This is a genomic window from Niameybacter sp., assembly GCF_036655075.1.
Lineage (GTDB): Bacteria > Bacillota > Clostridia > Lachnospirales > Cellulosilyticaceae > Holtiella.
In genome coordinates, this window is the sequence record NZ_JAVVQU010000016.1 from 32628 (window position 1) to 56017 (window position 23390).

20 protein-coding genes are annotated in these 23390 nt (G+C 35.0%); 7 read left to right on the forward strand and 13 right to left on the reverse strand.

Annotation, left to right across the window (positions count from 1 at the left end; translation table 11 throughout):
- Positions 1–15 precede the first annotated feature (15 nt).
- From RRY75_RS06230 to RRY75_RS06240, 3 genes are all read right to left on the reverse strand, one after another.
- Positions 16–276 carry a metal-sensing transcriptional repressor gene (locus RRY75_RS06230; RefSeq protein ID WP_332492030.1) on the reverse strand — a complete coding sequence of 87 codons (261 nt, stop codon included), beginning with the start codon at positions 274–276 and terminating at the stop codon, positions 16–18.
- A 26-nt stretch (positions 277–302) separates the two neighbouring features.
- A complete protein-coding gene (locus RRY75_RS06235) occupies positions 303–2897 on the reverse strand; it encodes a heavy metal translocating P-type ATPase (protein ID WP_332492031.1) in 2595 nt (864 codons plus the stop codon).
- Positions 2898–3192: 295 nt separating this feature from the next.
- Entirely contained in the window at positions 3193–3930 is a 738-nt protein-coding gene (locus RRY75_RS06240; protein WP_332492033.1) for a tRNA threonylcarbamoyladenosine dehydratase, read from the reverse strand.
- Positions 3931–4170: 240 nt separating this feature from the next.
- Between RRY75_RS06240 and RRY75_RS06245 the strand changes: the two genes are divergently transcribed.
- Together RRY75_RS06245 and fba are read left to right on the forward strand one after the other, a co-directional pair.
- On the forward strand, positions 4171–5514 hold the full coding sequence (locus RRY75_RS06245; protein WP_332492035.1) for a YjiH family protein: 1344 nt from the start codon (positions 4171–4173) through the stop codon (positions 5512–5514).
- A 285-nt stretch (positions 5515–5799) separates the two neighbouring features.
- Positions 5800–6663 (forward strand): class II fructose-1,6-bisphosphate aldolase, encoded by an 864-nt coding sequence (fba, locus tag RRY75_RS06250; RefSeq protein ID WP_332528336.1) that lies wholly within the window; start codon positions 5800–5802, stop codon positions 6661–6663.
- 89 nt (positions 6664–6752) lie between these two features.
- Here the strand turns inward: fba and buk are convergent, their stop codons facing one another.
- From buk to nadD, 5 genes are all read right to left on the reverse strand, one after another.
- Positions 6753–7820 carry a butyrate kinase gene (buk, locus tag RRY75_RS06255; protein ID WP_332527546.1) on the reverse strand — a complete coding sequence of 356 codons (1068 nt, stop codon included), beginning with the start codon at positions 7818–7820 and terminating at the stop codon, positions 6753–6755.
- A 107-nt stretch (positions 7821–7927) separates the two neighbouring features.
- Positions 7928–8545, reverse strand: coding sequence for a uridine kinase (udk, locus tag RRY75_RS06260; RefSeq protein ID WP_332492042.1), 618 nt, complete (start codon positions 8543–8545; stop codon positions 7928–7930).
- Positions 8546–8611: 66 nt separating this feature from the next.
- On the reverse strand, positions 8612–9052 hold the full coding sequence (locus RRY75_RS06265; RefSeq protein WP_332527547.1) for a GNAT family N-acetyltransferase: 441 nt from the start codon (positions 9050–9052) through the stop codon (positions 8612–8614).
- A gap of 68 nt (positions 9053–9120) precedes the next feature.
- Complete coding sequence (gene nadE, locus RRY75_RS06270) at positions 9121–9852, reverse strand: NAD(+) synthase (protein ID WP_332492046.1); 732 nt, start codon at positions 9850–9852, stop codon at positions 9121–9123.
- A 33-nt stretch (positions 9853–9885) separates the two neighbouring features.
- Positions 9886–10551, reverse strand: a complete 666-nt coding sequence (nadD, locus tag RRY75_RS06275; protein WP_332492048.1) for a nicotinate (nicotinamide) nucleotide adenylyltransferase — start codon at positions 10549–10551, stop codon at positions 9886–9888.
- Between the two features lie 173 nt (positions 10552–10724).
- Between nadD and RRY75_RS06280 the strand changes: the two genes are divergently transcribed.
- Positions 10725–10877 carry a hypothetical protein gene (locus tag RRY75_RS06280; RefSeq protein WP_332492050.1) on the forward strand — a complete coding sequence of 51 codons (153 nt, stop codon included), beginning with the start codon at positions 10725–10727 and terminating at the stop codon, positions 10875–10877.
- A gap of 148 nt (positions 10878–11025) precedes the next feature.
- On the opposite strand, the gene RRY75_RS06285 is transcribed toward RRY75_RS06280, so the two are convergent.
- Positions 11026–12132: a C39 family peptidase gene (locus tag RRY75_RS06285; RefSeq protein ID WP_332527887.1), complete on the reverse strand. Its 1107-nt coding sequence runs from the start codon at positions 12130–12132 to the stop codon at positions 11026–11028.
- Between the two features lie 544 nt (positions 12133–12676).
- On the opposite strand from RRY75_RS06285, the gene RRY75_RS06290 reads away from it, so the two are divergent.
- Together RRY75_RS06290 and RRY75_RS06295 are read left to right on the forward strand one after the other, a co-directional pair.
- The gene (locus tag RRY75_RS06290; protein WP_332492053.1) at positions 12677–12823 is read left to right on the forward strand and encodes a hypothetical protein; all 147 of its coding nucleotides are present in this window, start codon (positions 12677–12679) and stop codon (positions 12821–12823) included.
- A 119-nt stretch (positions 12824–12942) separates the two neighbouring features.
- Positions 12943–14604, forward strand: a complete 1662-nt coding sequence (locus RRY75_RS06295) for a glutamine--tRNA ligase/YqeY domain fusion protein (protein ID WP_332527888.1) — start codon at positions 12943–12945, stop codon at positions 14602–14604.
- Positions 14605–14690: 86 nt separating this feature from the next.
- On the opposite strand, the gene RRY75_RS06300 is transcribed toward RRY75_RS06295, so the two are convergent.
- Together RRY75_RS06300 and RRY75_RS06305 are read right to left on the reverse strand one after the other, a co-directional pair.
- On the reverse strand, positions 14691–16763 hold the full coding sequence (locus tag RRY75_RS06300) for a serine hydrolase (protein WP_332527889.1): 2073 nt from the start codon (positions 16761–16763) through the stop codon (positions 14691–14693).
- 173 nt (positions 16764–16936) lie between these two features.
- Positions 16937–17980: a peptidyl-prolyl cis-trans isomerase gene (locus tag RRY75_RS06305; protein WP_332492058.1), complete on the reverse strand. Its 1044-nt coding sequence runs from the start codon at positions 17978–17980 to the stop codon at positions 16937–16939.
- Positions 17981–18399: 419 nt separating this feature from the next.
- Between RRY75_RS06305 and RRY75_RS06310 the strand changes: the two genes are divergently transcribed.
- Complete coding sequence (locus RRY75_RS06310) at positions 18400–18966, forward strand: TetR/AcrR family transcriptional regulator (RefSeq protein ID WP_332492060.1); 567 nt, start codon at positions 18400–18402, stop codon at positions 18964–18966.
- Between the two features lie 103 nt (positions 18967–19069).
- Here RRY75_RS06310 and RRY75_RS06315 read toward each other — a convergent pair whose 3' ends face one another.
- Positions 19070–19474 (reverse strand): DUF2871 domain-containing protein, encoded by a 405-nt coding sequence (locus RRY75_RS06315; protein ID WP_332492062.1) that lies wholly within the window; start codon positions 19472–19474, stop codon positions 19070–19072.
- A 164-nt stretch (positions 19475–19638) separates the two neighbouring features.
- On the opposite strand from RRY75_RS06315, the gene RRY75_RS06320 reads away from it, so the two are divergent.
- Entirely contained in the window at positions 19639–20847 is a 1209-nt protein-coding gene (locus RRY75_RS06320; RefSeq protein ID WP_332527890.1) for a L,D-transpeptidase, read from the forward strand.
- A 51-nt stretch (positions 20848–20898) separates the two neighbouring features.
- Here the strand turns inward: RRY75_RS06320 and RRY75_RS06325 are convergent, their stop codons facing one another.
- Positions 20899–22962: a YgiQ family radical SAM protein gene (locus tag RRY75_RS06325; RefSeq protein ID WP_332492066.1), complete on the reverse strand. Its 2064-nt coding sequence runs from the start codon at positions 22960–22962 to the stop codon at positions 20899–20901.
- Positions 22963–23390 lie beyond the last annotated feature (428 nt).

Consider the following 23390-nt stretch of genomic DNA (forward strand, 5'->3'; position numbering starts at 1 on the left):
TATTTCTTATCAAGCTTATTTTGTTAGTTTATCTATAATACCTAATACTTCTTCTATCTTTTGTGACTTATTGTCTTCTACTGCTTCTACAACACAGTGTTCTAGGTGAGCTTTAAGTACTTCTCTATTTGCCTTTTTTAGAAGGGCCTCTACTGCTAGTAATTGATTAGAAACATCCATACAATAGCGATCCTCTTCTATCATCTTTAAAACCCCTTCAATTTGCCCTTTTGCCGTTTTGAGGTATCTACCTACCTTATCTTTATCTGCTTTCATAGGAACCCCTCTATCCTTATTGATTTCTAGTTAATTCTTACTACGTCATACCCAGCTTTTTCAACTGCTTGCTTAAGCTCTAAGTCACTTACTTCTTTTGAAAGTTGTACCGTTGCTGTCTTTGCTTCTAAGTCTACAGTTGCACTTACACCTTCAAGTGCATTTAATGCTTTTTCTACTCTTCCTGAACAATGTCCACAGCTCATACCTTCAATAACTATATGTTTTGTCATCTCTTTATTCTCCTCTTCTTGTGGTTGATTTATAACTTGTGTGGCAACTATTTGATGCACTCCACTATGATCTTGTTTATGACCTATTTCACTTACTTGATTTTGTAATCCATGGGCTTTAGGTTTGAAAAACTTTAATCTTAAAGCATTACTTACAACAGTAACAGAACTTAAACTCATTGCTGCTGCCGCAAACATAGGATTAAGTTTCCACCCTAATAAAGTATAGAATACACCCGCTGCTAATGGAATCCCTACAACATTATAGAAGAATGCCCAGAATAAGTTTTGCTTAATATTTTTAATGGTTGCACGGCTTAAGGCAACTGCAGATACTGCATCTAGTAAGTCACTCTTAATAAGGACTACATCTGCAGACTCAATAGCTACATCTGTTCCTGCTCCAATCGCTACACCTACATCTGCTCTTGCTAGTGCTGGTGCATCATTGATGCCATCTCCAACCATGGCCACCACGTGACCTGCTTCTTGTAATTTGCGGACTTCTTGTTCTTTATCTTGTGGAAGCACTTCTGCAATAACTTTTGTAAGCCCCAGTTGCTTTTGAATCGCTTCAGCTGTTCTTTTATTATCACCTGTTAGCATGATAACTTCAATACCCATTTGTTCCATTTCAGAAATGGCGAGCGCACTTGTTGGCTTCACAGTATCTGCAACTGCAATAACTCCAAGAAGCCCTTTTTCATCTGCAAAGTAGAGTGGCGTCTTACCTTGCTGTGCCAAATCAATAGCTTGTTGTTCGAAGGCTTCAATATCAATACCTTGTGCTTGCATAAGTTTAGCATTCCCTATATATAACTTTGTATGCTCGACTACTACTTCTAAACCTTGTCCTACTAAAGCTTGAAACTGACTAACTGCTTTTAATGTTAAATTTCTTTTTTCAGCTTCTTGTACAATAGCCTCTGCAAGAGGATGCTCAGACTGTTTTTCGGCCGAAGCCGCCATCACTAGAAAAGCTTCTTCTTCAAGTCCTGGTCTTGTAATAATATCCGTTACACGAGGTTTACCTTCTGTAATTGTACCTGTTTTATCAAGTACAATACGATCTACCTTATGGAGAGTTTCTAATGCTTCTGCAGACTTAATCAATATACCGTGCTCTGCACCCTTTCCCGTAGCAACCATAATCGCTGTAGGTGTCGCAAGTCCTAGAGCACATGGGCAAGAAATAACGAGCACAGATATACCAATAGATAACGCAAATTCAAAAGGTGCACCAACTATCAACCATGCTAAAGTAGCTATAATGGCTATAACAATAACAACAGGTACAAAGACACTACTAATTTGGTCCGCTAACTTAGCAATAGGTGCCTTAGACCCACTGGCATCTTCCACAAGCTTAATAATTTGAGAAAGCGTTGTATCTCCTCCTACGTGTACCGCTTCAAAGATGAAAGTCCCTGTTTTGTTTAAGCTCGCCCCAATAACTTTGTCGCCTACCTTTTTCTCTACTGGAAGACTTTCTCCTGTAAGCATTGCCTCATCTACAGAAGACTTTCCTTCTATAATCACACCATCTACAGGTATACTTTGCCCTGGTCTTACACGTATTGGGTCACCCACTACAACTTCTTCTATAGGTATTTCTACTTCTTCACCATCCCGTATAACAAGCGCTGTCTTTGGCGCTAAGTCCATCAACTTTTTAATTGCTTCAGATGTCTTGCCTTTAGCACGTGTCTCAAGGAATTTGCCGAGTGTAATTAACGCAAGTATGACAGCCGCAGACTCAAAGTATAAATCCATGGAGTAGTGTTTAACCATTTCTAAGTCTCCATGACCTAGGCCATAACTCATCTTATAAATTGCATAAACACCGTAAATCAATGCAGCTAAAGAACCTATAGCAATCAGTGTATCCATATTAGATGCACGCTTAGCAAATGCTCTAAATCCAACTTTATAGTACTTGCTATTGACCATGACTACTGGCAATGCAAGTAAAAATTGTGTAAATGCAAAGCTTAAAGCATTCTCTACCCCATGGAAGCTCTCTAAGAATGGCCATCCCATCATATGTCCCATTGAAATATAGAACAGCGGTACTGCAAAGATAAAGGAAATGATTAATCGCCTCTTCATCTCCTTAATTTCTGCTTGAACAGGGTCCACTTGATTGGTGGCAGAACTATTTGTTTGCTTACTCTCTCCTTCTATCGCTGCATCATAACCACCACTTTGGACTGCCTTGATGATTTGTACTATATCTACCTTATCGGCATCATAGGCTACTTGCATGGTATTGTTAAAGAGATTTACATTTACTTTATCAATACCTCCAAGCTTGCCTACACTCTTTTCAACATGTGCTACACACGCTGAACAAGTCATACCGCTTATTTTAAATTTTTGTTCTTTCATTTCTCCACCTACCCTCCCCCTATAGGGGGGTTATTTTAAGATTAGTCTAATCCGTTCTACATAATCTGTCAAGCGCTTTTATCTATACCCACTAACCTGTTCTATACACGTTTTTATCCTTAGAAGATTTATTTTGTCCGTCAAAAGATAAGTTCATACCCATTCTAAAGTAATGATGACAGTGAAATTCCTTACACATAAAAATAACTTTTATTCCATTAATGAAAAGGCATAAACCCTAAATAAAAAAGGGACACGTGCCATTCTGCGCGTGTCCCTTTTAAATGCTTTATTCTTATTTTTTATAACCGATTAATTCCTTAATCACTTCACCTGCTATAATAAGTCCTGATACAGATGGTACAAAGGCAACCGATGCAGGTATTTGTCTTCTTGTCCATGTACCTGGTGTTGGTGCTTCACCTGTTGGTTCTGGTTGAGTTGGGGTAAGGGCTGGTTCCTTAGAGTATACAACCTTTAATTTCTTTACTCTACGCTTTTTAAGTTCATGACGCATAACTTTTGCTAATGGACACACACTGGTCTTATAGATATCCGTGACTTCTAGTTGTGTTGGGTCAAGCTTATTTGCTGCCCCCATTGCACTAATAATAGGAATATCCTTTTCTTTGCATCTTACAATAAGGTCAATTTTAGAAGTTACCATATCAATAGCATCTACCACATAGTCATATTCAGTACTCAGTAAGCTTTCTGCTGTTTCTGCATTATAGAGTTTTTCATGTGTGATGACATGAGCTTCTGGATTAATAAGCAAAATACGCTCTTTCATAGCTTCTACTTTTGCCTGTCCTACAGTAGTCGTATTGGCATGAATTTGTCTATTGATATTAGATACACAAATGGTATCACTATCAATAAGGACCAAGTTGCCTACACCTGTTCTTGCAAGTGCTTCAACTGTATAAGAACCTACTCCACCTATACCAAATACAGCTACTGTACTATTTTTTAAAGTTTCAAGTGCTTCTTTACCAAGTAGCATCTCTGTTCTTTGGAAAGCATGTAACATACTTTATATCTCCTTTATTTTAACCGATCTAAGGTTTCTATTTAACTTGATTAAGTCCTTTCTTATTATAACAAGAAGTCCCTTTCCACACTAGGTCGCTTCTAAAATTTATTAGGCATACCTAAAGCTCTCATTTTTATACATATTTATGCAAATTAATTATTGCATTTTTATTAGCTTTATTTTATAATATTACAGTGTAAAACTTAACATAATTTAATTTATAAAGGGGAAATAACTTTGAAATCATATAAGACTAGTTCTATTATAAAATTTATTGTCCCATCACTTATTGGGATTTTCTTATTTATGATTCCTTTTTCTGTAGATGGAGGCATTACTATCCCTGTTGCTATTTTATCTAAGTGGCTTCAAGGACAACTTAACACTTTACTACCAGCCATTTTACTTGGTATTACACTTATTACAGGTATTGGTACACTTGTTACAAAATGTATAAAACCTGCATTTATTATGGACAACAAGTTTTTAAATACACTTTTTAATGTCACACCTATCTGGGTAGCTATTCGTCTTTTAAGTGTTGTATTTTTAACTTGTGCAGTATTCCAAGTAGGACCAGAAATGATCTATGGAGAATTAACTGGTGGGCTTATCTTAGCTGACCTTCTTCCTATTCTCTTTACAATTTTCCTTTTTGCAGGTCTTTTCCTTCCACTTTTACTTAACTTTGGGTTACTTGAATTTGTAGGTTCTTTACTTGTAAAAGTTATGCGTCCAGTTTTTAAATTACCAGGACGTTCAGCTATTGACTGTATGGCTTCTTGGCTTGGTGATGGTACAATCGGTGTACTTCTTACAAGCAAACAATATGAAGAAGGCTTTTATACAGAAAGAGAAGCATGTGTAATCGGAACCACATTCTCTCTTGTATCCATTACTTTTACACTTGTTATTGCAGAAACAGTAGGGCTTAGCCATATGTTTATTCCATTCTACTTAACAGTAACCCTTGCAAGTATTGTAGCTGCAATCATCGTTCCTAAATTTGGGCCTTTAGCTAAGAAAAAGGATCGTCTCATCGATGGGACTACACCAAATCTTACAGAATCCCTTCCTAAGGGGCATAATGCTTTTTCTTTCGGATTCAAAAATGCTATTGAGAAAGCAGAACACCAAAGCATCACAACTTGTATTTTAAAAGATGGTGTTAAAAATGTAATTGATATGTGGTTTGCTGTTATTCCTATCGTAATGGGTGTTGGAACCATTGCCCTTATTATTGCAGAATACACACCATTCTTTAAAATTATTGGCTTACCATTCTACCCAATACTTGCAGTTTTAGGCGTTCCAGAGGCTATGGCTGCATCAAGTACACTAATGGCTGGTTTTGCAGATATGCTTTTACCTTCTATCTTAGCTTCTGAAATTTCTTCTGATATGACTCGTTTTGTAGTAGCGTGTACTTCTGTATCACAACTTATCTACTTATCAGAAGTTGGGGCACTTTTACTTGGTTCTAAAATCCCAGTAAACTTAAAAGAGCTCTTCATTATCTTCATTCAAAGAACTTTAGTGACACTTCCAATTATTGCACTAATTGCTCACTTATTGTTCTAAAGTATAAAAGAGGTAGCATCTATACTATATAGATGCTACCTCTTTTATGTGATTACGCCATGATTATTTCATTTTTTTAGTATTATTTAACTTAATTAGTATACTTCTCTTATCCAATTTAACTATTGAATCCTTATTTTTCCTTACATTTTTAGTATATTAAAATTGTTAGTTTATATTTTCACAACTTGACATTTAGGGTATAATAATGGAAGATAGAGAAACTTAATAGTCTCTATTAGGCTTTCTCTAAATTAGAATATCCTATTTTACGGAGGTAATATCATGTTAGTTTCTGCAAAAGAAATGCTTAATAAAGCTCGCGCTGGTCAATACGCTGTAGGTCAATTCAACATCAATAACTTAGAATGGACAAAAGCAGTATTATTAACAGCACAAGAAAATAACTCACCAGTTATTTTAGGTGTATCTGAAGGTGCTGGTAAATACATGGGTGGTTACAAAACTATCGTTGGTATGGTAAACGGTTTAATCGAAGAATTAAACATTACTGTTCCAGTTGCTCTTCACTTAGACCACGGTAGCTACGAAGGTGCTAAAGCTGCTATGGCTGCTGGTTTCTCTTCAATCATGTTCGATGGTTCACACTACGCTATCGAAGAAAATATCGCTAAAACAACTGAACTTGTTGCATTAACAAGTGAAAAAGGTCTTTCATTAGAAGCTGAAGTTGGTTCAATCGGTGGAGAAGAAGATGGTGTTGTTGGTGCTGGTGAAATCGCTGATGCTAACGAATGTAAATCTATTGCTGATTTAGGTGTAACTATGCTTGCTGCTGGTATCGGTAACATTCATGGTCAATACCCAGCTAACTGGGCTGGTTTAGCTTTCGAAGCATTAGCAGACATTGCTAATGTTACAGGTGAAATGCCATTAGTATTACATGGTGGTACAGGTATTCCTGAAGATATGATTAAAAAAGCTATCGCTTTAGGTGTAGCTAAAATCAACGTTAACACAGAATGCCAATTATCATTTGCTGAAGCTACACGTAAATATATCGAAGCTGGTAAAGATTTAGAAGGTAAAGGATTCGACCCTCGTAAATTATTAGGACCAGGATTCGAAGCTATCAAAGCAACTGTTAAAGAAAAAATGGAATTATTCGGTTCAGTTAACCAAGCTTAATTCTTTCTTTTATAAAAATACCCTTGTAGAATATTCTACAAGGGTATTTTTTGCTTTAGTACTTACTTTAAGCTATTGAATTCTATCTATTATAAAGTCTTTGCTTCTTCTTCACCTTTAAGTACACGAAGTGCACCTTCTGCTAAAGCTAACATTTCTTCTTCACCCGGAATAACAATAACGTCACCAATAAAGTCTATGCGCTCTTTAAGTAAACGTATAAATTGTTTTGAGTACGCTACTCCACCAGTAATAACAATACCATCTATTTTTCCTTTAAGTACTGTTGCCATCGCACCTACATTTTTGCAAATTTGATATGCCATTGCTTCATAAAGCATTTTTGCTTCTTCATTACCTTGATCCATCATGTCTTGTACATCTCTTACATCACTTGTTCCAAGATACGCTGTAAGACCTGCACGTTGTGCAACAAATTCCTTGAATTCCTGTGCACTTTTATATTCACCAGAGAAGCATAAATCAATTATAGACTCTACAGGAACAGAACCTGCTCGAGTTGGTGCTAATGGGCCATCCCCATCAATTGCATTATTTACGTCTACAATAACACCTTGTTGATGTGCGCCTACACTAATCCCACCACCGATATGAACAACGATTAATTGCGCATCTTCATATCGTTTATTTAATTGTTTAGCTGCACGTCTTGCTACAGCTTTTTGATTAAGTGCATGGAATTTACTTTTTCTTTCCACACCAGGAATACCTGTTACTTTTGCAATGGGTGCCATTTCATCCACTGTTACTGGATCAGTAATATATGCAGGAATGTTAAGTTCTTTTGCCATATTGTAACCAATAATACCAGCTAAATTAGAAGCATGGATAACATCTGTAGAAAGTCTCTCAAATAGTGCTTCATTAATCGTATAAGTACCACTTGGAATAGGCCCAATTAGACCACCTCTACATGAAATAGAGTCTAGTCCACCAAGTTCAATTCCTTTTTCATTTAAGAAATTTTCAATTTTTTCTTTGCGATATTCATATTGATCTAATAAAGTTGCGTAAGCATTTAACTCTTCTGCTGGGTGTCTTAATACTTCTTCAAAGCTAAGCTCATTATTTTTAAATAAAGCTATTTTAGTTGATGTTGATCCTGGATTAATTGTTAGAATATTATAATTACGCATTATCATTTTTCTCCTCTAGTTCATTCTAGTCGATTTCATATTATTAAAAGTGTCTATTAAGGGATAGTATAAGCTTGTATCATTCTTATATACACTATACAACTGTATTATCTGTTGATGAAAGTCCTAATTCTTTCTAAAAGCATTTCTAAGGCTACAGAATTAAATCCACCTTCAGGAATAATCACATCTGCTTTTTTCTTACTAGGATCTACGAACTGCTCATGCATTGGTTTAACTGTATTTAAGTATTGGTCTACTACAGAGTCTATGTCTCTTCCTCTATCTTTTACGTCTCTAATTAATCTACGTAAAATGCGTACATCTGCATCCGTATCTACAAATACTTTAATATCACAAAGGTCACAAAGCTCTTGATTTTCAAAAATCAGAATGCCTTCTACAATTATAACTTTAGCTGGTTTTACTTTAATGGACTCCTCAAGTCTTGTATGTTTTACAAAAGAATATACAGGATGTTGAATAGTTTCCCCATCTTTAAGCCTCTGAATATGCTCAATCATTAAATCTGTATCAAATGCATTAGGATGGTCATAGTTAAGCTTTACACGCTCTTCAAATGGTAAATTTGAATTGGATTTATAGTAATAATCATGACAGAGCATGACAACATCATCACCAAAAGCTTCTTTGATTTTATTTGCTAAAGTTGTTTTGCCTGAACCTGTTCCTCCAGCCATACCAAGTACAATTATATGTTCCATAGTCTCCTCCACTTAATAACTTTTTCATCTATCATAACATACGTTATGTTGACTTTCCATAACTTGTTATTTCCATTTCATCTTCCTATGCTCAATGCCTTCTTCTAGGTATGACTCTGATATACTTTCAAATCCCAAACTTTCATAAAAAGGAATAATATAACTTTGGGCAGATATTTTAATCTGATGTGTACAATCTTGATTTTTTACAAATTGCATTGCATACTTCATCATTTCTCTTGCTAAACCTTGGTTTCTATAATTGCTGTGTACACAGACACGTCCAATGGAGTGCTCCTCATAGGCTACACCTTCATCTAAAATACGGCAGTAGGCTACGACTTTATCCGCATCGTATAGAAAGACGTGATAGGCTTGTTTATCTCTATCGTCTAAATCCTCATAAGAGCAACCTTGTTCTCCGATAAAAACTTCAAGTCTTAGTTTAATCAGGTCATAAAGTGCTTTAGGCGTTAAGTCATTAAAATGTTTAATTTCCCACGTCATTTTTCTTCTCTCCCTTTTACCTATATAGCCACCCCCCTTCCTATATCATAAGAAGGACGGAATATTTATTAATCTTCAGTATAGCCTTTATACATATATGGCATCTCACGCTTGTGCTGTGTTCTACGATTTGTTTTTTCAATAACTGCTAATGACTCTGGCTCAGTTGTACCTGTCTTAATGTACTCTTCAATAGCTTTATAAGTTACGCCCATTTCAAGTTCATCGGTTTGTCCTTCCCATAGTCCTGCGGATGGCGCCTTTGTTAAAATAGGCTCTGGTACATCAAGTTCTCTTCCAAGTTCTAATACTTCTTGCATAGTTAAGTCACTTAATGGGTTAAAGTCATAACCCCCATCACCCCATTTTGTAAAGTAACCCATAACCATTTCACTTAAGTTATCAGTTCCTACTACTAAATAGTTCAGTGTCTGTGCTACTGCATAAAGCGTGGTCATACGTAAACGTGGTTTAATATTAGCTACTGCTAAATCACTTAATTCGTGTTCTTCTTGTATTGTATCTTTAAGTGTATTAAACGTTCCTGCAATATTTACTTCTATTAACTTAATGCCAAAGGCATCTGCCACAAGCTTGGCATGGTCCATATCTGTAGATAATGAATTACAAGGCATACTAATACCAACTACATTTTCCTTACCTAATGCACGTACACATAGTGCTGTAACTGTAGCAGAGTCTTTCCCACCACTTTCTCCAACAACTACCCCTTTGCACCCTGATGCTTGAACGTGTTCACGAATCCAGTTTAGTCTATGTTCTAATGCTTTTGTACTCATATTTATTATCCTTTCTCTATTAGCTTTATCGTTTTAATTATTTTCATTATACCATAGTGTATCATTTTTCCCAATTTTATTATGTGCGGTTTCTATAATTGTATAGAGGCCTTTTTCCTTTATATAAAAGTAAACTTCATCGGGTAACATATAACGTATACTTTTGCCTTCTCTTAGCTTATTTCTAAGTAAGGTGGCACTCGCATCACTATGAATACTTTCTTTTACTTTGATAAATCTATCCCTATATTGTTTAAGTATAGGATTACCTGCTACAATTTCATCGACTTTATCTTCAGACCTTTCTAAAACAAGACATCTAAACTTTTCTAGAATTTCTTGATAACCAGGCCAAGAAGTAAGTACTTTAAGGTTATCTGACCCTAACGTCAACCAAATTTCATGGTCTTTATAATAGGCTTGTAACCTTCTTAATGTCTCAATGCTATTAAGTAAGATAGGTGCCCTTGCTTCTATAGTTGATACTTTAAAATAGGGATTTCGCTCACAGACTAGTTGGAGCATTTTAATCCTATACTCTGCACTTAATAAGTCTTTTTTAGGGTATAAATCTGACACAGGTATAAACATCACGCAATCCACTTGTTCAAAACTGCAATAGATTTGTTCTGCTAAAGAAAAATGTGAATTGGTAGGTGGATTAAAAGAGCCTCCAAAAGCCACTATCACTTGTTTCATTCTTTAACCTTTCATTTAATATTTAGTTTTTTTCTTCTATTACTATGTGTAAGTATCTTCTCTTTCATTCTTTTTCAATTCTCTTATCTGATATTTCCAGTATAGAAATAGGTGTCAAAATCCATGCTAATAATAGTTTCATATTAAATTTATTTTCTAAAGGAGACTCGACGATGCCTAAAGATAGTCAAATAGATAATAAACAAAAACGCATGAAAAAATGCAACAATCAAACACCACTTACTGCAGAGGCACAAAATCATAATCCTAATGCCAAGAAACATTCTATACATCGTGAAGGTTTTCAAAGTCAGCACATTAATTAATCTATGAGAAGGTATAGCGCAATGCTATACTTCTTATAAAATGAACAGTCCCCTGATTAAATAATAAAAGCTCTATGAAACTCATTGTATTTCTAGTTTCATAGAGCTTTTATTATTAGAACTTCCTAAAATAATTAAGTATGATTTTCTATTTTATCTTTATGACTGTCTCATAAAAACCTTCAACCCATTCTTTATTTACATAAGTAATTCCCTCAATTATTTTGTAAACCATTTCTACACGTTTTCCTTGTGCATTGTAAGTTACTAAGTCTTTATCTAATGGTGATAGTAGCATTTCACTTATATACTGATTTGCTTCCACTTTAGGAATAGCTTGATTGAGTTTAGAATCAAGTTGAATACTTTTGAATGGTTCAGATTCTACTCCATTAATCTTAACATTAATCTTTACCGATGCCACTTTTTCATCATAACTTACATGGGTCGACCCAAATAAATTTGGCAGCATTCTTGCTTGTATCCATGTACCTTGTTCATCTACTGTTAATAGATTGATATATGTAATGTCTTCTATTAAAGCATCTTGTGTTGTAATCACTTCAACCTTTGGAAGTGCCTTACTTGCCTTAATAGTCACAGCTTGTTTACCCATTTCAGACCATCTATTGATGACAACTTGCTTTTTATACTTTCTTTGTTGGCCTACATAAGGGTCATTGAGATAGATATATTCATCATCATATCCCACTGCTACCATAGCATGTTCCGCTGTCTTCCATTCGATTGTCTTGCCCTCTAGCGTTGTCCAATATGTTTTTTTGCTATCTACATTAAGCATTCCTATAGTAGTCCATAGTATAACAGGCTTCCCTTCATCTAATGCTTGATAGACCTGACTAAAGTCTCCGCCACTCAAATCTTCACCTCTACCCGGTAAATACTTTTCTATTATAGGCAAAATGCCATCTTTAAAAATTCCAAAGCCATTTCTACTAAAAGGATCCCCTATAAATCCTTTACTTGGGTCTCCTCCATATAACTTGCCTTTACTTGTATAAGGTACAGGCACTTTCACTACCTCTCTTGCAATCTGCTCCTTAGATACCTGAACACCATGATATTGTAGCAGCATGGTAAGTGCCGTTAATTCACACCCTGTTGGTAGCTCTGGTTTTTGACTTATAATCGGTACCCCTTCTATCATCACCCGTTGATTTGCAAATAGCATTGAATTCCAGAGTATGCTAACTAGTAAAAAGCAAATAATTACTATCTTATTTTTTCTCTTCATCCCCTTAACTCCTTTATAGGTTTTACCATAAAATTCCAATACTGTTATTATACTGAATTTCAGGCTTTTTGCAAACTAATTTACACAGTAGTATAAAAAAGAGGAAGCAATTAGTCTTAATAACTAATTGCTTCCTCTTTTTTTAGGGAGAGTACGTTTAACTGAACTTTCTAATTGTCTTTTTCATAACGCGTTTTACATCTCTAACCATATCTTTCATTGCTGAACGTGTATGAGCCATCATTCAATCCCTCCATGACATAGTTTCACTCCTATTGCTTAGGCAACAAAGTGAGGATTTTGAAGCAAACCTTACTTTACAAGTAATTTCTACTCCCTTTAAATCCGTCTGTTTAACGGTTTGAAAAATGTGTAACTTAATGCTTTGTTACATTCTTAGTATAAGTAGTTTTATGATTTTTATAAGAGCTTATTGATTCCTAAAACGGATTAATTTAACATTTTTATTTTTAAATCGGTATAATCTTGTCCTAGCTTTAATATATTTAACATATAAACTTGTTTCAAAAGAGGGGGATAAAAAATGGCAAAAAATAAAAGAGGTCCTTGGGCCAAAAAAGAAAAAAACTGGCGTGGTACTTGTCCACTTTGCAGCAGACCTCGCGTAAAACTTCTATGGGATAAAAACAAAATCAAGGTTTGCAAGCGCTGTGCCGCTCATAAAGATTAATTTCTTCATAAATTTTTTACTCCAAAGGGCTTTTGCCCTTTATTTTTTTGGGGTATTGGATTAAAATAGAGATAATATACACAAATGAATTCTTTTTGAAGATTAGAGAGGTACTTCTTATGTCAAATGAAATAAATTCATCTAACTTTGTTAAAAACATTGTTATCGATGACCTTGAAAGCGGCAAGCATAAAGAGATTATTACACGTTTTCCTCCAGAACCAAATGGCTATCTTCATATTGGCCATGCAAAGTCAATTTGTCTTAACTTTGGTTTAGGCGCTGAATTTAAGGGCCAAACAAACCTTCGTTTCGATGATACAAATCCTGTAAAAGAAGATACAGAATACGTTGAATCTATCAAGGAAGATGTCAAATGGCTTGGGTTTGCTTGGGATAACCTTTACTTTGCGTCTGACTACTTTGATACTATGTATGAAAAAGCAATTCTTCTTATCAAAAAAGGCTTAGCATATGTATGTGACCTTACACCAGAAGAAATGCGTGAATATCGTGGGACACTTAGTGAACCAGGTAGACCAAGTCCATATAGAGATCGTAGCATAGAAGAAAACTTAGATCTACTTGAACGCATGAAAAATGGTGATTTCCCAGATGGCTCTAAGGTGCTTCGTGCAAAAATTGATATGTCTTCACCAAATATTAACTTCCGAGACCCTATCATCTACCGTATTGCACACTCTACACACCATAACACAGGTGATAAATGGTGTATCTACCCAATGTATGACTTTGCTCATCCATTAGAAGATGCTATCGAAGGTATTACACACTCTATTTGTACATTAGAGTTTGAAGACCATAGACCTCTCTACGACTGGTTTGTTCGTGAATGTGAGATGGAAAGTGCACCTCGCCAAATCGAGTTTGCTCGTCTTAACATGACAAACACCGTTATGAGTAAACGTAAACTTAAACAACTTGTAGATGAGCATATAGTTGATGGCTGGGATGACCCTCGTATGCCAACTATTGCAGGTCTTAGAAGACGTGGTTACACCCCAGAAGCCATTCGTACATTCTGTCGTGAAATCGGTGTATCTAAGGCAGACTCTACAGTAGATAGCCAAATGCTTGACTACTTCCTTCGTGAAGACCTTCTTCCAAAAGCACCACTTCTTATGGCAGTTATGAAACCACTTAAACTTGTGATTACTAACTACCCAGAAGGCCAAGTGGAGATGCTTGAAATTGAAAATAATGCTAAAGATGAGACAGCTGGTACTCGCCTTGTTCCATTCTCTCGCGAAATTTATATTGAGCAAGAAGACTTCATGGAAGAACCAATTAAGAAATACTTCCGTCTCTTCCCAGGTAATGAAGTACGCCTTAAAGGTGCTTACTTTGTTAAATGTACCGACGTTATTAAAGATGAATCTGGCAACGTAGTAGAAATTCACTGTACTTATGACCCAGAGACTAAGAGCGGTTCTGGCTTTACAGGACGTAAAGTTAAAGCTACAATTCACTGGGTAAATGCAAGTGATGCTGTTCCATGTGACTTCAACTTATTTGAGCCACTTATCTTAGATGATCTACCTGAAAATGAAGGCAAACACTTCTTAGAACAAATCAATCCAAACTCTCTTGAAACAGTTAAAGGTTTCATTGAGTCAACAGGAAGTCAAGGTATTCAACCTTCAGATAAATTCCAATTTGTACGTCACGGTTTCTTTACTGCAGATTCTAAGTACTCTACACCTGAACACCTTGTGTTCAACCGTATCGTATCACTTAAAAGCTCTTTTAAACTTGGTTAACGTTTCCTTTCCATTTTATAAAAGCCTAGGTCCTCCAGGACCTAGGCTTTTGATTGTCTTCTAAATAAAATATATGCTCTTCTAAACTACTTCAATTTATAAATAAATTGAGTACCTTGTTCTCCTACAAACCCTACTGTTCCACCTTCAGGTAATGTAATTTCTATGTTTCCTGTTAAATAAGTATTTTCTACATTCATTCCATTTTGATCATATACCATAACAGCACTATGACTTGGAATAGTTAATGTAATTGTTTTTCCTGCTAATGTACTTGGCACCTTAAACCATCTTGTATAACCCTCTTCACCAATAGTACAAATCGCTTCTTTTACATTTGCAAGCTCCACTGCACTTGCTCCATCTACGAAAATAGATGCACCATATTTCATGTATTCCATATCATCTACTTCATACATCGTAATATCTGATAAGTCACGTCCACCCATTCCTGGAATTTGTACATGTGCTACAGCTTCTGTTTCACTTACAATTTTATTTGTACCTATGTAGCCTGGTGCCTCAGGATTGAAGCCTATGTATGTTATTGGTAATTGCATATACATTTGGCTACTATACTTTTCATTCGCCAAATAATAAACCCTTCCCACTCTCTTATTCCATGCACTCATAACTTCTTCAGGTACAAGATTTGGCTCTACTTTTTGGAGTTGATACTCAGACACAGGTAATGTACCTATCCCAGGGATAGATGCATTTCCTCTCACCCATAAGTATTTCTCTCCATTTGTTTCTTCAACTACTTCAACCCTTGCTCCATCAGCACCTACAAAGTTACCTTCTTGTGTGTAGTTAAAGGTTTGTTTCGTTGCAGGTACGTTACACATCTCTAAGTTTAATGCACCTTCAGTAGTAATCTCAACCTTAAAGGCACTCATATTATTCATATAAATCCCGCTGTCTTGTATTAAATCTTCTGGCATTGTTGCTAACACAGGTGCTTGTGGTGTTTGCACAGGTTTAACTTCTTCAATAACACCTTTACTTTGTAATTGTTGTAACAACATATCCGTTGCTAACATTTGATTGTATGTACTTGCACTTCCTGAAGATAAAACCACGGCTGCCATATTATGCTCTGGTAATACTATTAGACTCGCATGATAAAGCTGTGTGTCTCCACCTTTTACTAATGCTTTAATGTCATATTCATTGAATGGGTAAACTTGCATGCTATCCCATCCTAATCCATATGCAACACTATTGTCTCCTGACTCTGGCCACATACCTTGGCTAGCTTCAAAGTTTTCCATAGCAACTTGTGTCTCTAGTGTTAATGACTTTTCATTACCTCTCATAAATAACTCCGCGAATTTACAAAGCTCTTCTGCTGTTGAATAGATACCACCAGTCCCAATAACATTTACGCTATCTGCTAATACTTCTTGTTGATTCATTGGGTTATAAGTCTTTGCCAACTGTAATTGATCAAATGTATCTTGTGGTGTCTTCGTATTGTTAAGTCCTAAAGGTTCTGTGAATGATGTATGGATAAATGTTGTGAAATCTATACCACTTACACGTTCTACTACTATTTCTGCTAATGTAAATCCATCGTTACAATACACAGAATATGCACCAGGATCTGCTTTTAATCTCTGCTCTTTTAAAAGTGCAAGTAATTGATCATGCGCTTTAGTATCAGCATCCTCAAATAAGAAAGCATCATTGAACGATGAACCCATTAAACCTGATGAATGGTTTAAGAGCATTCTCACTGTAATTTGCTTATATCTTTCATCTTTCATTTCAAACTCTGGTATGTAGGTTGTTACTGGTTGGTCTAAGTCTACTTTGCCTTCTTCTACTAATTTCATAATAGCAGCTGTTGTAAACATCTTACTTGTTGAACCAATCCCATACATTGTCTGTGCATCTAATGAACCATTTTCAGTTTTACTGTATACCCCCTCTGTTCCAGAAAAAACGATTTCTCCATTATCAATCAAAGCATATTGCAAACTTGTAGCCCCTAGCATAGTTGCATGCATTTTTGCCTTTGTTTGTATCATTTGTGCTGGGTCTGCCTGTTGTGTTTGGCCTATAGATGTATTAATCTCTTCTGCTTTAAGTACTTGTGTAGGCATAACCTGTAATGCAAGTAACATTGCTAAACTTATTATCCACTTTTTCTTCATGACATTGCCCCTTTTCTATTTATTGCTATCTCTTCTATTATAACCTATAAATATAAATTTTTTCTTAAGTATCTTGTATTTTCTTAGTTAATCTATTTTTATTGAATTCTTATAGCATTTTTACTCAATATAAAAAGCAGACTGCTCAGGCAGTCTACCTCTACATTTATAACTTAGTTTAATTTATCTTCGAAGATTTCAATCTCTGCTTTTTCTCTAACACTATTGATATATGCTTCAAATAATTTATATTGTTTTTCTTGTAATACAGCTTGTTCTGCTGATGTTTTAGCTTCTTCAAATGGTGCTACTACTTCATCTGTTAAACCTGTCGTTTTGATTAGGTGATAACCAAATTGTGTTTTAACAGGACCTGATACTTCACCTTCTTTAAGGTCTTTTGCACCTGCTAAGAAGTCTGCATCATATTGTGTAGAGTTATAAGGAATAAATCCTAATGCCCCACCTTGATCTTTTGTTCCATCTGTTCCGTATTGAGCAGCAAGTTCTTCAAAGGTTTTACCTTCTTCGTATTCCTTTTTAATACTTTTAGCTTCATCTTCTGTTGCAACTAAAATATGTGCCATATTTGCACCTGCTGCTGTTGTATATTTTGCAATATTTTCTTCATAGTAAGTTTTTGCTTCATCTTCATTAACTGCTGCATCTTTTGTAACTTGTTCCATTGTTTGAGCAATGATTAAGCTTTCTTTTACAAATTCTTTATAGCTTTCTGGTGTCATACCTTGTTGTGAAAGTGCTGTAGTAAATGCTTCATCTGTTGTAAGCCCATTAGCTGCTTTGATTTGTTCAATTTGTTCATTGATTTCTTCATCTGTAATGCTAATACCATTTTCATCTGCTTGTTGAACCACTAATTTAGATTCTACTAAGTAATCTAAAATAAGTTTTTGTTGCTCTTTATAGTAAGTCATTGCCTCTTCATTTTGTTTGAATTCTGGACCAAATTGCATCATCATTATTTGTTCAAGGTATACAAGCTCTGTATTAAGCTCTGCAAGAGAAATCGTTTGATCATTTACTTTTGCTACGATAATTTTTTCTGCTTCTGCATTTTCCTTATCTTTATCCTCTTGTGTCTTTTGTTCTGTTGCAGCACCTTCTGATGGCTTTGCTTCTGTAGAGTTACAACCTACAGCAGCCATAGTCATTGTTGCAAGTCCAAGAATGGCCACAAGTTTCTTAAATTTTTTCATCTCAATTCTCCCTATGTGTTTTAATTATTTTTATTATATCTTAAAAATCTTAACAACATATAAATAAAATTTATATACTTTGTGATATCCTATTCTATGATACTTGTTTTTTTCTAATTATGCTATACTATTTTTACAATAAATACTTTAATGTATTATTTATGCTAATAAACTAATCGGATTAAATAAAAAGAACTATTTTCTAATAGACCGGATGTCTACCTCCTGTTTATCTTAAATAGTTCTTTTTTGTTATGTGCTTACTGTGTGCCTTGTTAGTATCTGTTATATACGCCTTATTCTATACTGTTCTTTTATTAGTAAATACCTTTATATTTTTCAAATATATGTAAAAGCTATTGACGTAGGCCCTTAGATGTTTTATGCTATGAACATAGTTCATTTAAAGAGGTGAGAATATGTCCCGTATTATTGAAAATCCAAAGGAACTTATTTTATCAACTGCCTCAAAGCTTGCACATACTGAAGGCATTGCTTCTCTTAATATGCGCAAAGTCGCTTCAGAGTGTGATATTGCACTAGGTACCATTTATAACTATTTTCCTACTAAAATGGATTTAACGATTGCTATTATTGAAGATTTTTGGAATGACTGCTTTAGAGAATTTCATCATGCTTATGACTCTAGCCTAGACTTTTTCAAACAACTTGAGGTACTATACTTCTACATGTTTAACTATTTAGAACAGTTTCGAGGGTCTTGGTTAAAAGATTTATCTAGTTTACCGGACTTACATAAAAAACAAGGAAAAGCTAAAGAACTGGCCTATATGGAACACTTTCTAAATATTTTTGAAGAACTTATTGAAAGTCACCATATTCATTTTGATGCCACAGTTTATGTTACTTTAGGTAAGAAGCGTCTACTCGAATTTATTTTCTCTAACTTTATTTCAATGCTCAAAAATAATCAGCGAGACTATGAATACTTTGATCTAATTCTAAAACGTATTTTACTTCCCTAATCATATCTTACTTAAGATATGATTTTTACAGCTCATTAAATGAACAACGTTCAACTAATAAGGAGAATTATTATGCAATATCCTTATTTATGCTTCTATACTATTAAGATTGTGCTTTTACAAGTTTACCTACTAAAATAGTAAACCAAATTAGTGCCCCCCCCATTAAAGCATGGGCAAGGCCAGCCATATGACTTAGACCATTCATATCTAATCCCTGAACTTGTAAGATACCTCTTACTAACATAGTTATAATTGTAGCACCAAAGGCAATATGATAAAAGATAAACCACGCCTTACTTTGCTTTAAATTACTTAAATTAAAACTTTTCTCTACTAGTAAAACAATCATAAAGAAAATGAATCCAAGTACTAGTACATGTGTATGTAAACCTCTTAATATCGTTTGTCCTTCGAATCCTACTATTTTAGTAAACTCTCTATAAAATACCCCTAGACTTAATCCTAGAAACAAATAAATCATTGCTGCATTATAATGTTTTTTCATTGCATACTCCTTAATTTATAATTATTATCTTTTACTATACTCTATTATATCATGTTTTATTGCAATTTCTACTGTAAAATAATCTTAATACTGTACAACGTATAATTAAAACCCTCTTTCAATATATATAAGCAATAAAATAACAATTCCAAAGAGGTGTCTATATGAAAAAAATTTATCTAGTTATTTTCTTCTGTTTTTTATTTACTACATCCTTGTGTGCAAGTGAACCTACTTCTATACTCGGTACACTTTCTTCCGCTTCCATTCAATTAGAATTTGAAAGTCAAAAAGTCACACCCTATACTGCATTAGAATTAGATTACATTCCCGTTTCTACACTCCGTCAACTAGGATTTCCTGTTGACTATGATCAACTAACTAGTAAGATCACGATTCATAGGCCTAACCAGATTTTATTATCTGACACATCTACTCTTACTTTAGTTTCAAAGCCCTATACTGTATATGATGCTGAAATATGGATAGATGGATTTAAGACTCATGGGATTATTTGTGAGGGTAATGTCCTTATTCCTATTGGTGCATTACGCCAACTCTTTCATATAGAAATAAATGATACAACTTATAAAATGACGCCCAAAGAACCTCTACATATTACTGCAACTGCTAATTTAATTGAAAACAATCTTCCAACGCCCATTTCTATATCCCTTATCGACTTATACTGGGATAATGGTTTTATTATGCAGCCTAGTCACTATGATGTAGCACCATTAGAAACTCTTTCTCGTTCAACCAACACACTCCATAATAATAAACGCTACATCACCACATTAATCAAAAGTGCTACAGGCAGAGAGTTGAATTATACTAATGAAAGTATGTTCGGACAAACAAATGGCCTTCTTTTTGACAACTATACACGAATGAACTTACTGGCTGATTTAGACTTAGGTGATCCCATTGATTTTGCTACTTTAGTTTGGGCTGAATCTACAGTCAACACAAAATCACTCTCTAGTAAAACACCTTACCTTGTATGGACTAATATTGATTTACAAAGCACTTTTATTTTTGAAGGCTCTAAAGGAAACTGGCAGCTTATTAAACACTTCCTATGCTCTACAGGTAAAACTTCTTCTCCAACCCCTAAAGGTTCTTTTGCACTAACTCATAAAGTTCCCTATTTTGGTCTTGAAAAAGGCTATCGCTGCAAAAATGCTTTTGGCTTTATCGGTACAACTTATCTCTATCACTCTGTTATGTTCGACAAGAGTGGAAGTTACTTGCTCCAAGGTAAAGGGGATCTTGGGCAACGTGCATCTGCTGGTTGCATACGTCTTTCTGTAGAGCATAGTGAATGGTTCTATAACAATATGATAAATGGCACCACTGTTTTAATCGATTAATATAAAAAGAAGGCTCTCTCAACACGTGATAGCCTTCTTTTTATATTAAAGTTATTTTCTTTTTGCAGATTTCCCCGCTGTTCTAGTCCCTTTATAACTTGTACTATTCATTGACTTACCTTGTTGATTAGCTGGTCCTCTATTAGTACTATTTCCTGTTATTTTACTTGTGGCCTTACTTGCACCTTTGACATTTTGCCCACGTCCCGTACCTTGGCCTTTACCTGCACCTTGACCCTTTTTAGCACCTTGGTTATTGCCCACACCTTGCCCACGACCATTTCCTTGGCCTTTGTATCCACCTCTACTAAAACGATCTTCACGAGGGCGAATAAGGCATTTAGGACCATGTCCAATAAGATCTTCTCTTTCTGCTTTAACTAATGCAGCATAGACAATATCATACTTTTTAGGATTACTAAATTGAAGAAGAGCACGTTGCATCGCTTTCTCTTCTTTAGTACGTGGTATATAGACTTCTTCCATTGTCATTGGGTCTAAGCCTGTATAGAACATAGTTGTAGATAATGTTCCTGGTGTAGGATAAAAATCTTGTACTTGTTCTGGTTGGTAGTGGATATCCCTTAAATATTCAGCAAGCTCAATTGCTGTATCTAGTGTACTACCTGGATGGCTAGACATAAGGTATGGAATAATATATTGTTTCTTTCCAAGTTGTTCATTTATTTTAAAGAATTTCTCTCTGAATTTGTCATAAGTTTTACCCGCTGGTTTACCCATATACTTAAGTACCTTAGCAGAAATATGTTCTGGAGCTACTTTAAGTTGACCACTTACATGGTGTTCAATAAGCTCTTTAAAGAATGTATCATCTTTATCAGCCATGATGTAGTCATAGCGTAGGCCTGAACGTACAAAAACTTTCTTAACCTTAGGAATTTCTCTCAGTTTTCTAAGCACACCTAAGTACTCTTTATGATCTACATCCATATTCTTACATAAAGTTGGTGCTAAACACTCTTTATGTTTACATACTCCAGCTTTAAGCTGCTTAGAACATGCAGGTCCTCTAAAGTTAGCTGTAGGACCACCTACATCATGAATATACCCCTTAAAGTCTGGTAACTCAGTCATCTCTTCTGCCTCTTGTAGAATAGAGTCCTCACTTCTACTTTGAACAATACGACCTTGATGGAATGTTAAAGCACAGAAATGGCAGCTACCAAAGCACCCTCTAGAGCTTACAATACTAAATTTAACTTCCTCAATAGCTGGAATCCCACCATCTTTTTCATAAATTGGATGGTATGTTTTCATATATGGTAAGCTATACACTTGATCTAATTCTTCTCTTGTGAGTGGCATAGCTGGTTTGTTCTGTACTAGATATTTATTGCCATGTTGTTGAAGAATGGTTTTTCCAGTAACAGGGTCTTGTTCTTGATACTGCACTTTGAAGGCTTGTGCATATTTTATTTTGTCCTCACTCACTTCTTTAAATGAAGAAATTTCTACATAGTCATACACATAATCTTTGTCATCTACTAAGAAACATGTTCCATTAATGAAAGAAATATATTTGGCACGTAATCCATCATTTAAAGCATGGGCAACTTCTACAATTTGATTTTCACTCATTCCATATATAAGTAAGTCTGCACCGCTATCTACTAGAATAGATTTACGGACACTATTACTCCAGTAGTCATAATGTGCAAAACGTCTAAGACTTGCTTCAATCCCACCTATAACAATATCAACATCTCTATAGGCTTCTCTAATTTTGTTACAATATACAATAGTTGAACGGTCTGGTCTAAGTCCCATTTTTCCACCTGGTGAATAAAGGTCCTTTTCTCTCATTCTCTTAGATACAGAGTAATGATTTACCATAGGGTCCATGTTTCCTCCATTCACAAGGAAGGCAAGCCTTGGTTTTCCTAGTTTCATAAAGTCCTCTGTTGTCTTCCAATCTGGTTGAGCAATAATGCCTACTTTGTAACCAGCAGCTTCTAATACACGTGATATAATTGCAGTACCAAAACTATGGTGATCTACATAGGCATCAGCTGTTACAAGTACAAAATCACACTCATCCCAACCTCTTTCTATCATGTCTTCTCTACATATTGGCAAAAACTTTTTTTCGCTCATAAGGTTTATATTTCCTCTCTATCATTATGTATAGTTTACTAATAGCAGTCTTACCTATTAAGTTCTATACTTTAATATTAAAATATCTATAACTTAATTAAATATTTACTTACATTTATCTATAACAATACCATTTATAATATAAGCTATCTTGTATAATAACATTTTTTTATGAAAAAAGGAACTTAATCAAGTTCCTTTCCACTTTATTCTATATGTTTCAGATACTTAAGTATTGCCTATGCACAAATGAAGTATACTTTAAATGCTTAATAATAAGTTTCTTGTATTCTATTTATTAACGTTATATTAGTTAAAGAAATACAAAAATCCTCTAGACCTATTATTCAATAAGCCTAGAGGATTTTTTTTAGTGGTCGCTATAGGGCTCGAACCTATGACCCCCTGCTTGTAAGGCAGGTGCTCTC

What these genes read in the sequence shown, in the direction of transcription:
- RRY75_RS06230 (WP_332492030.1), bottom strand. Translation starts at nt 276, where the DNA reads ATGAAAGCAGATAAAGATAAGGTAGGTAGATACCTCAAAACGGCAAAA.
- RRY75_RS06235 (WP_332492031.1), bottom strand. Translation starts at nt 2,897, where the DNA reads ATGAAAGAACAAAAATTTAAAATAAGCGGTATGACTTGTTCAGCGTGT.
- RRY75_RS06240 (WP_332492033.1), bottom strand. Translation starts at nt 3,930, where the DNA reads ATGTTACATGCTTTCCAAAGAACAGAGATGCTACTTGGTAAAGAAGCA.
- fba (WP_332528336.1), top strand. Translation starts at nt 5,800, where the DNA reads ATGTTAGTTTCTGCAAAAGAAATGCTTAATAAAGCTCGCGCTGGTCAA.
- buk (WP_332527546.1), bottom strand. Translation starts at nt 7,820, where the DNA reads ATGCGTAATTATAATATTCTAACAATTAATCCAGGATCAACATCAACT.
- udk (WP_332492042.1), bottom strand. Translation starts at nt 8,545, where the DNA reads ATGGAACATATAATTGTACTTGGTATGGCTGGAGGAACAGGTTCAGGC.
- RRY75_RS06265 (WP_332527547.1), bottom strand. Translation starts at nt 9,052, where the DNA reads ATGACGTGGGAAATTAAACATTTTAATGACTTAACGCCTAAAGCACTT.
- nadE (WP_332492046.1), bottom strand. Translation starts at nt 9,852, where the DNA reads ATGAGTACAAAAGCATTAGAACATAGACTAAACTGGATTCGTGAACAC.
- nadD (WP_332492048.1), bottom strand. Translation starts at nt 10,551, where the DNA reads ATGAAACAAGTGATAGTGGCTTTTGGAGGCTCTTTTAATCCACCTACC.
- RRY75_RS06280 (WP_332492050.1), top strand. Translation starts at nt 10,725, where the DNA reads ATGCCTAAAGATAGTCAAATAGATAATAAACAAAAACGCATGAAAAAA.
- RRY75_RS06285 (WP_332527887.1), bottom strand. Translation starts at nt 12,132, where the DNA reads ATGAAGAGAAAAAATAAGATAGTAATTATTTGCTTTTTACTAGTTAGC.
- RRY75_RS06290 (WP_332492053.1), top strand. Translation starts at nt 12,677, where the DNA reads ATGGCAAAAAATAAAAGAGGTCCTTGGGCCAAAAAAGAAAAAAACTGG.
- RRY75_RS06295 (WP_332527888.1), top strand. Translation starts at nt 12,943, where the DNA reads ATGTCAAATGAAATAAATTCATCTAACTTTGTTAAAAACATTGTTATC.
- RRY75_RS06300 (WP_332527889.1), bottom strand. Translation starts at nt 16,763, where the DNA reads ATGAAGAAAAAGTGGATAATAAGTTTAGCAATGTTACTTGCATTACAG.
- RRY75_RS06305 (WP_332492058.1), bottom strand. Translation starts at nt 17,980, where the DNA reads ATGAAAAAATTTAAGAAACTTGTGGCCATTCTTGGACTTGCAACAATG.
- RRY75_RS06310 (WP_332492060.1), top strand. Translation starts at nt 18,400, where the DNA reads ATGTCCCGTATTATTGAAAATCCAAAGGAACTTATTTTATCAACTGCC.
- RRY75_RS06315 (WP_332492062.1), bottom strand. Translation starts at nt 19,474, where the DNA reads ATGAAAAAACATTATAATGCAGCAATGATTTATTTGTTTCTAGGATTA.
- RRY75_RS06320 (WP_332527890.1), top strand. Translation starts at nt 19,639, where the DNA reads ATGAAAAAAATTTATCTAGTTATTTTCTTCTGTTTTTTATTTACTACA.
- RRY75_RS06325 (WP_332492066.1), bottom strand. Translation starts at nt 22,962, where the DNA reads ATGAGCGAAAAAAAGTTTTTGCCAATATGTAGAGAAGACATGATAGAA.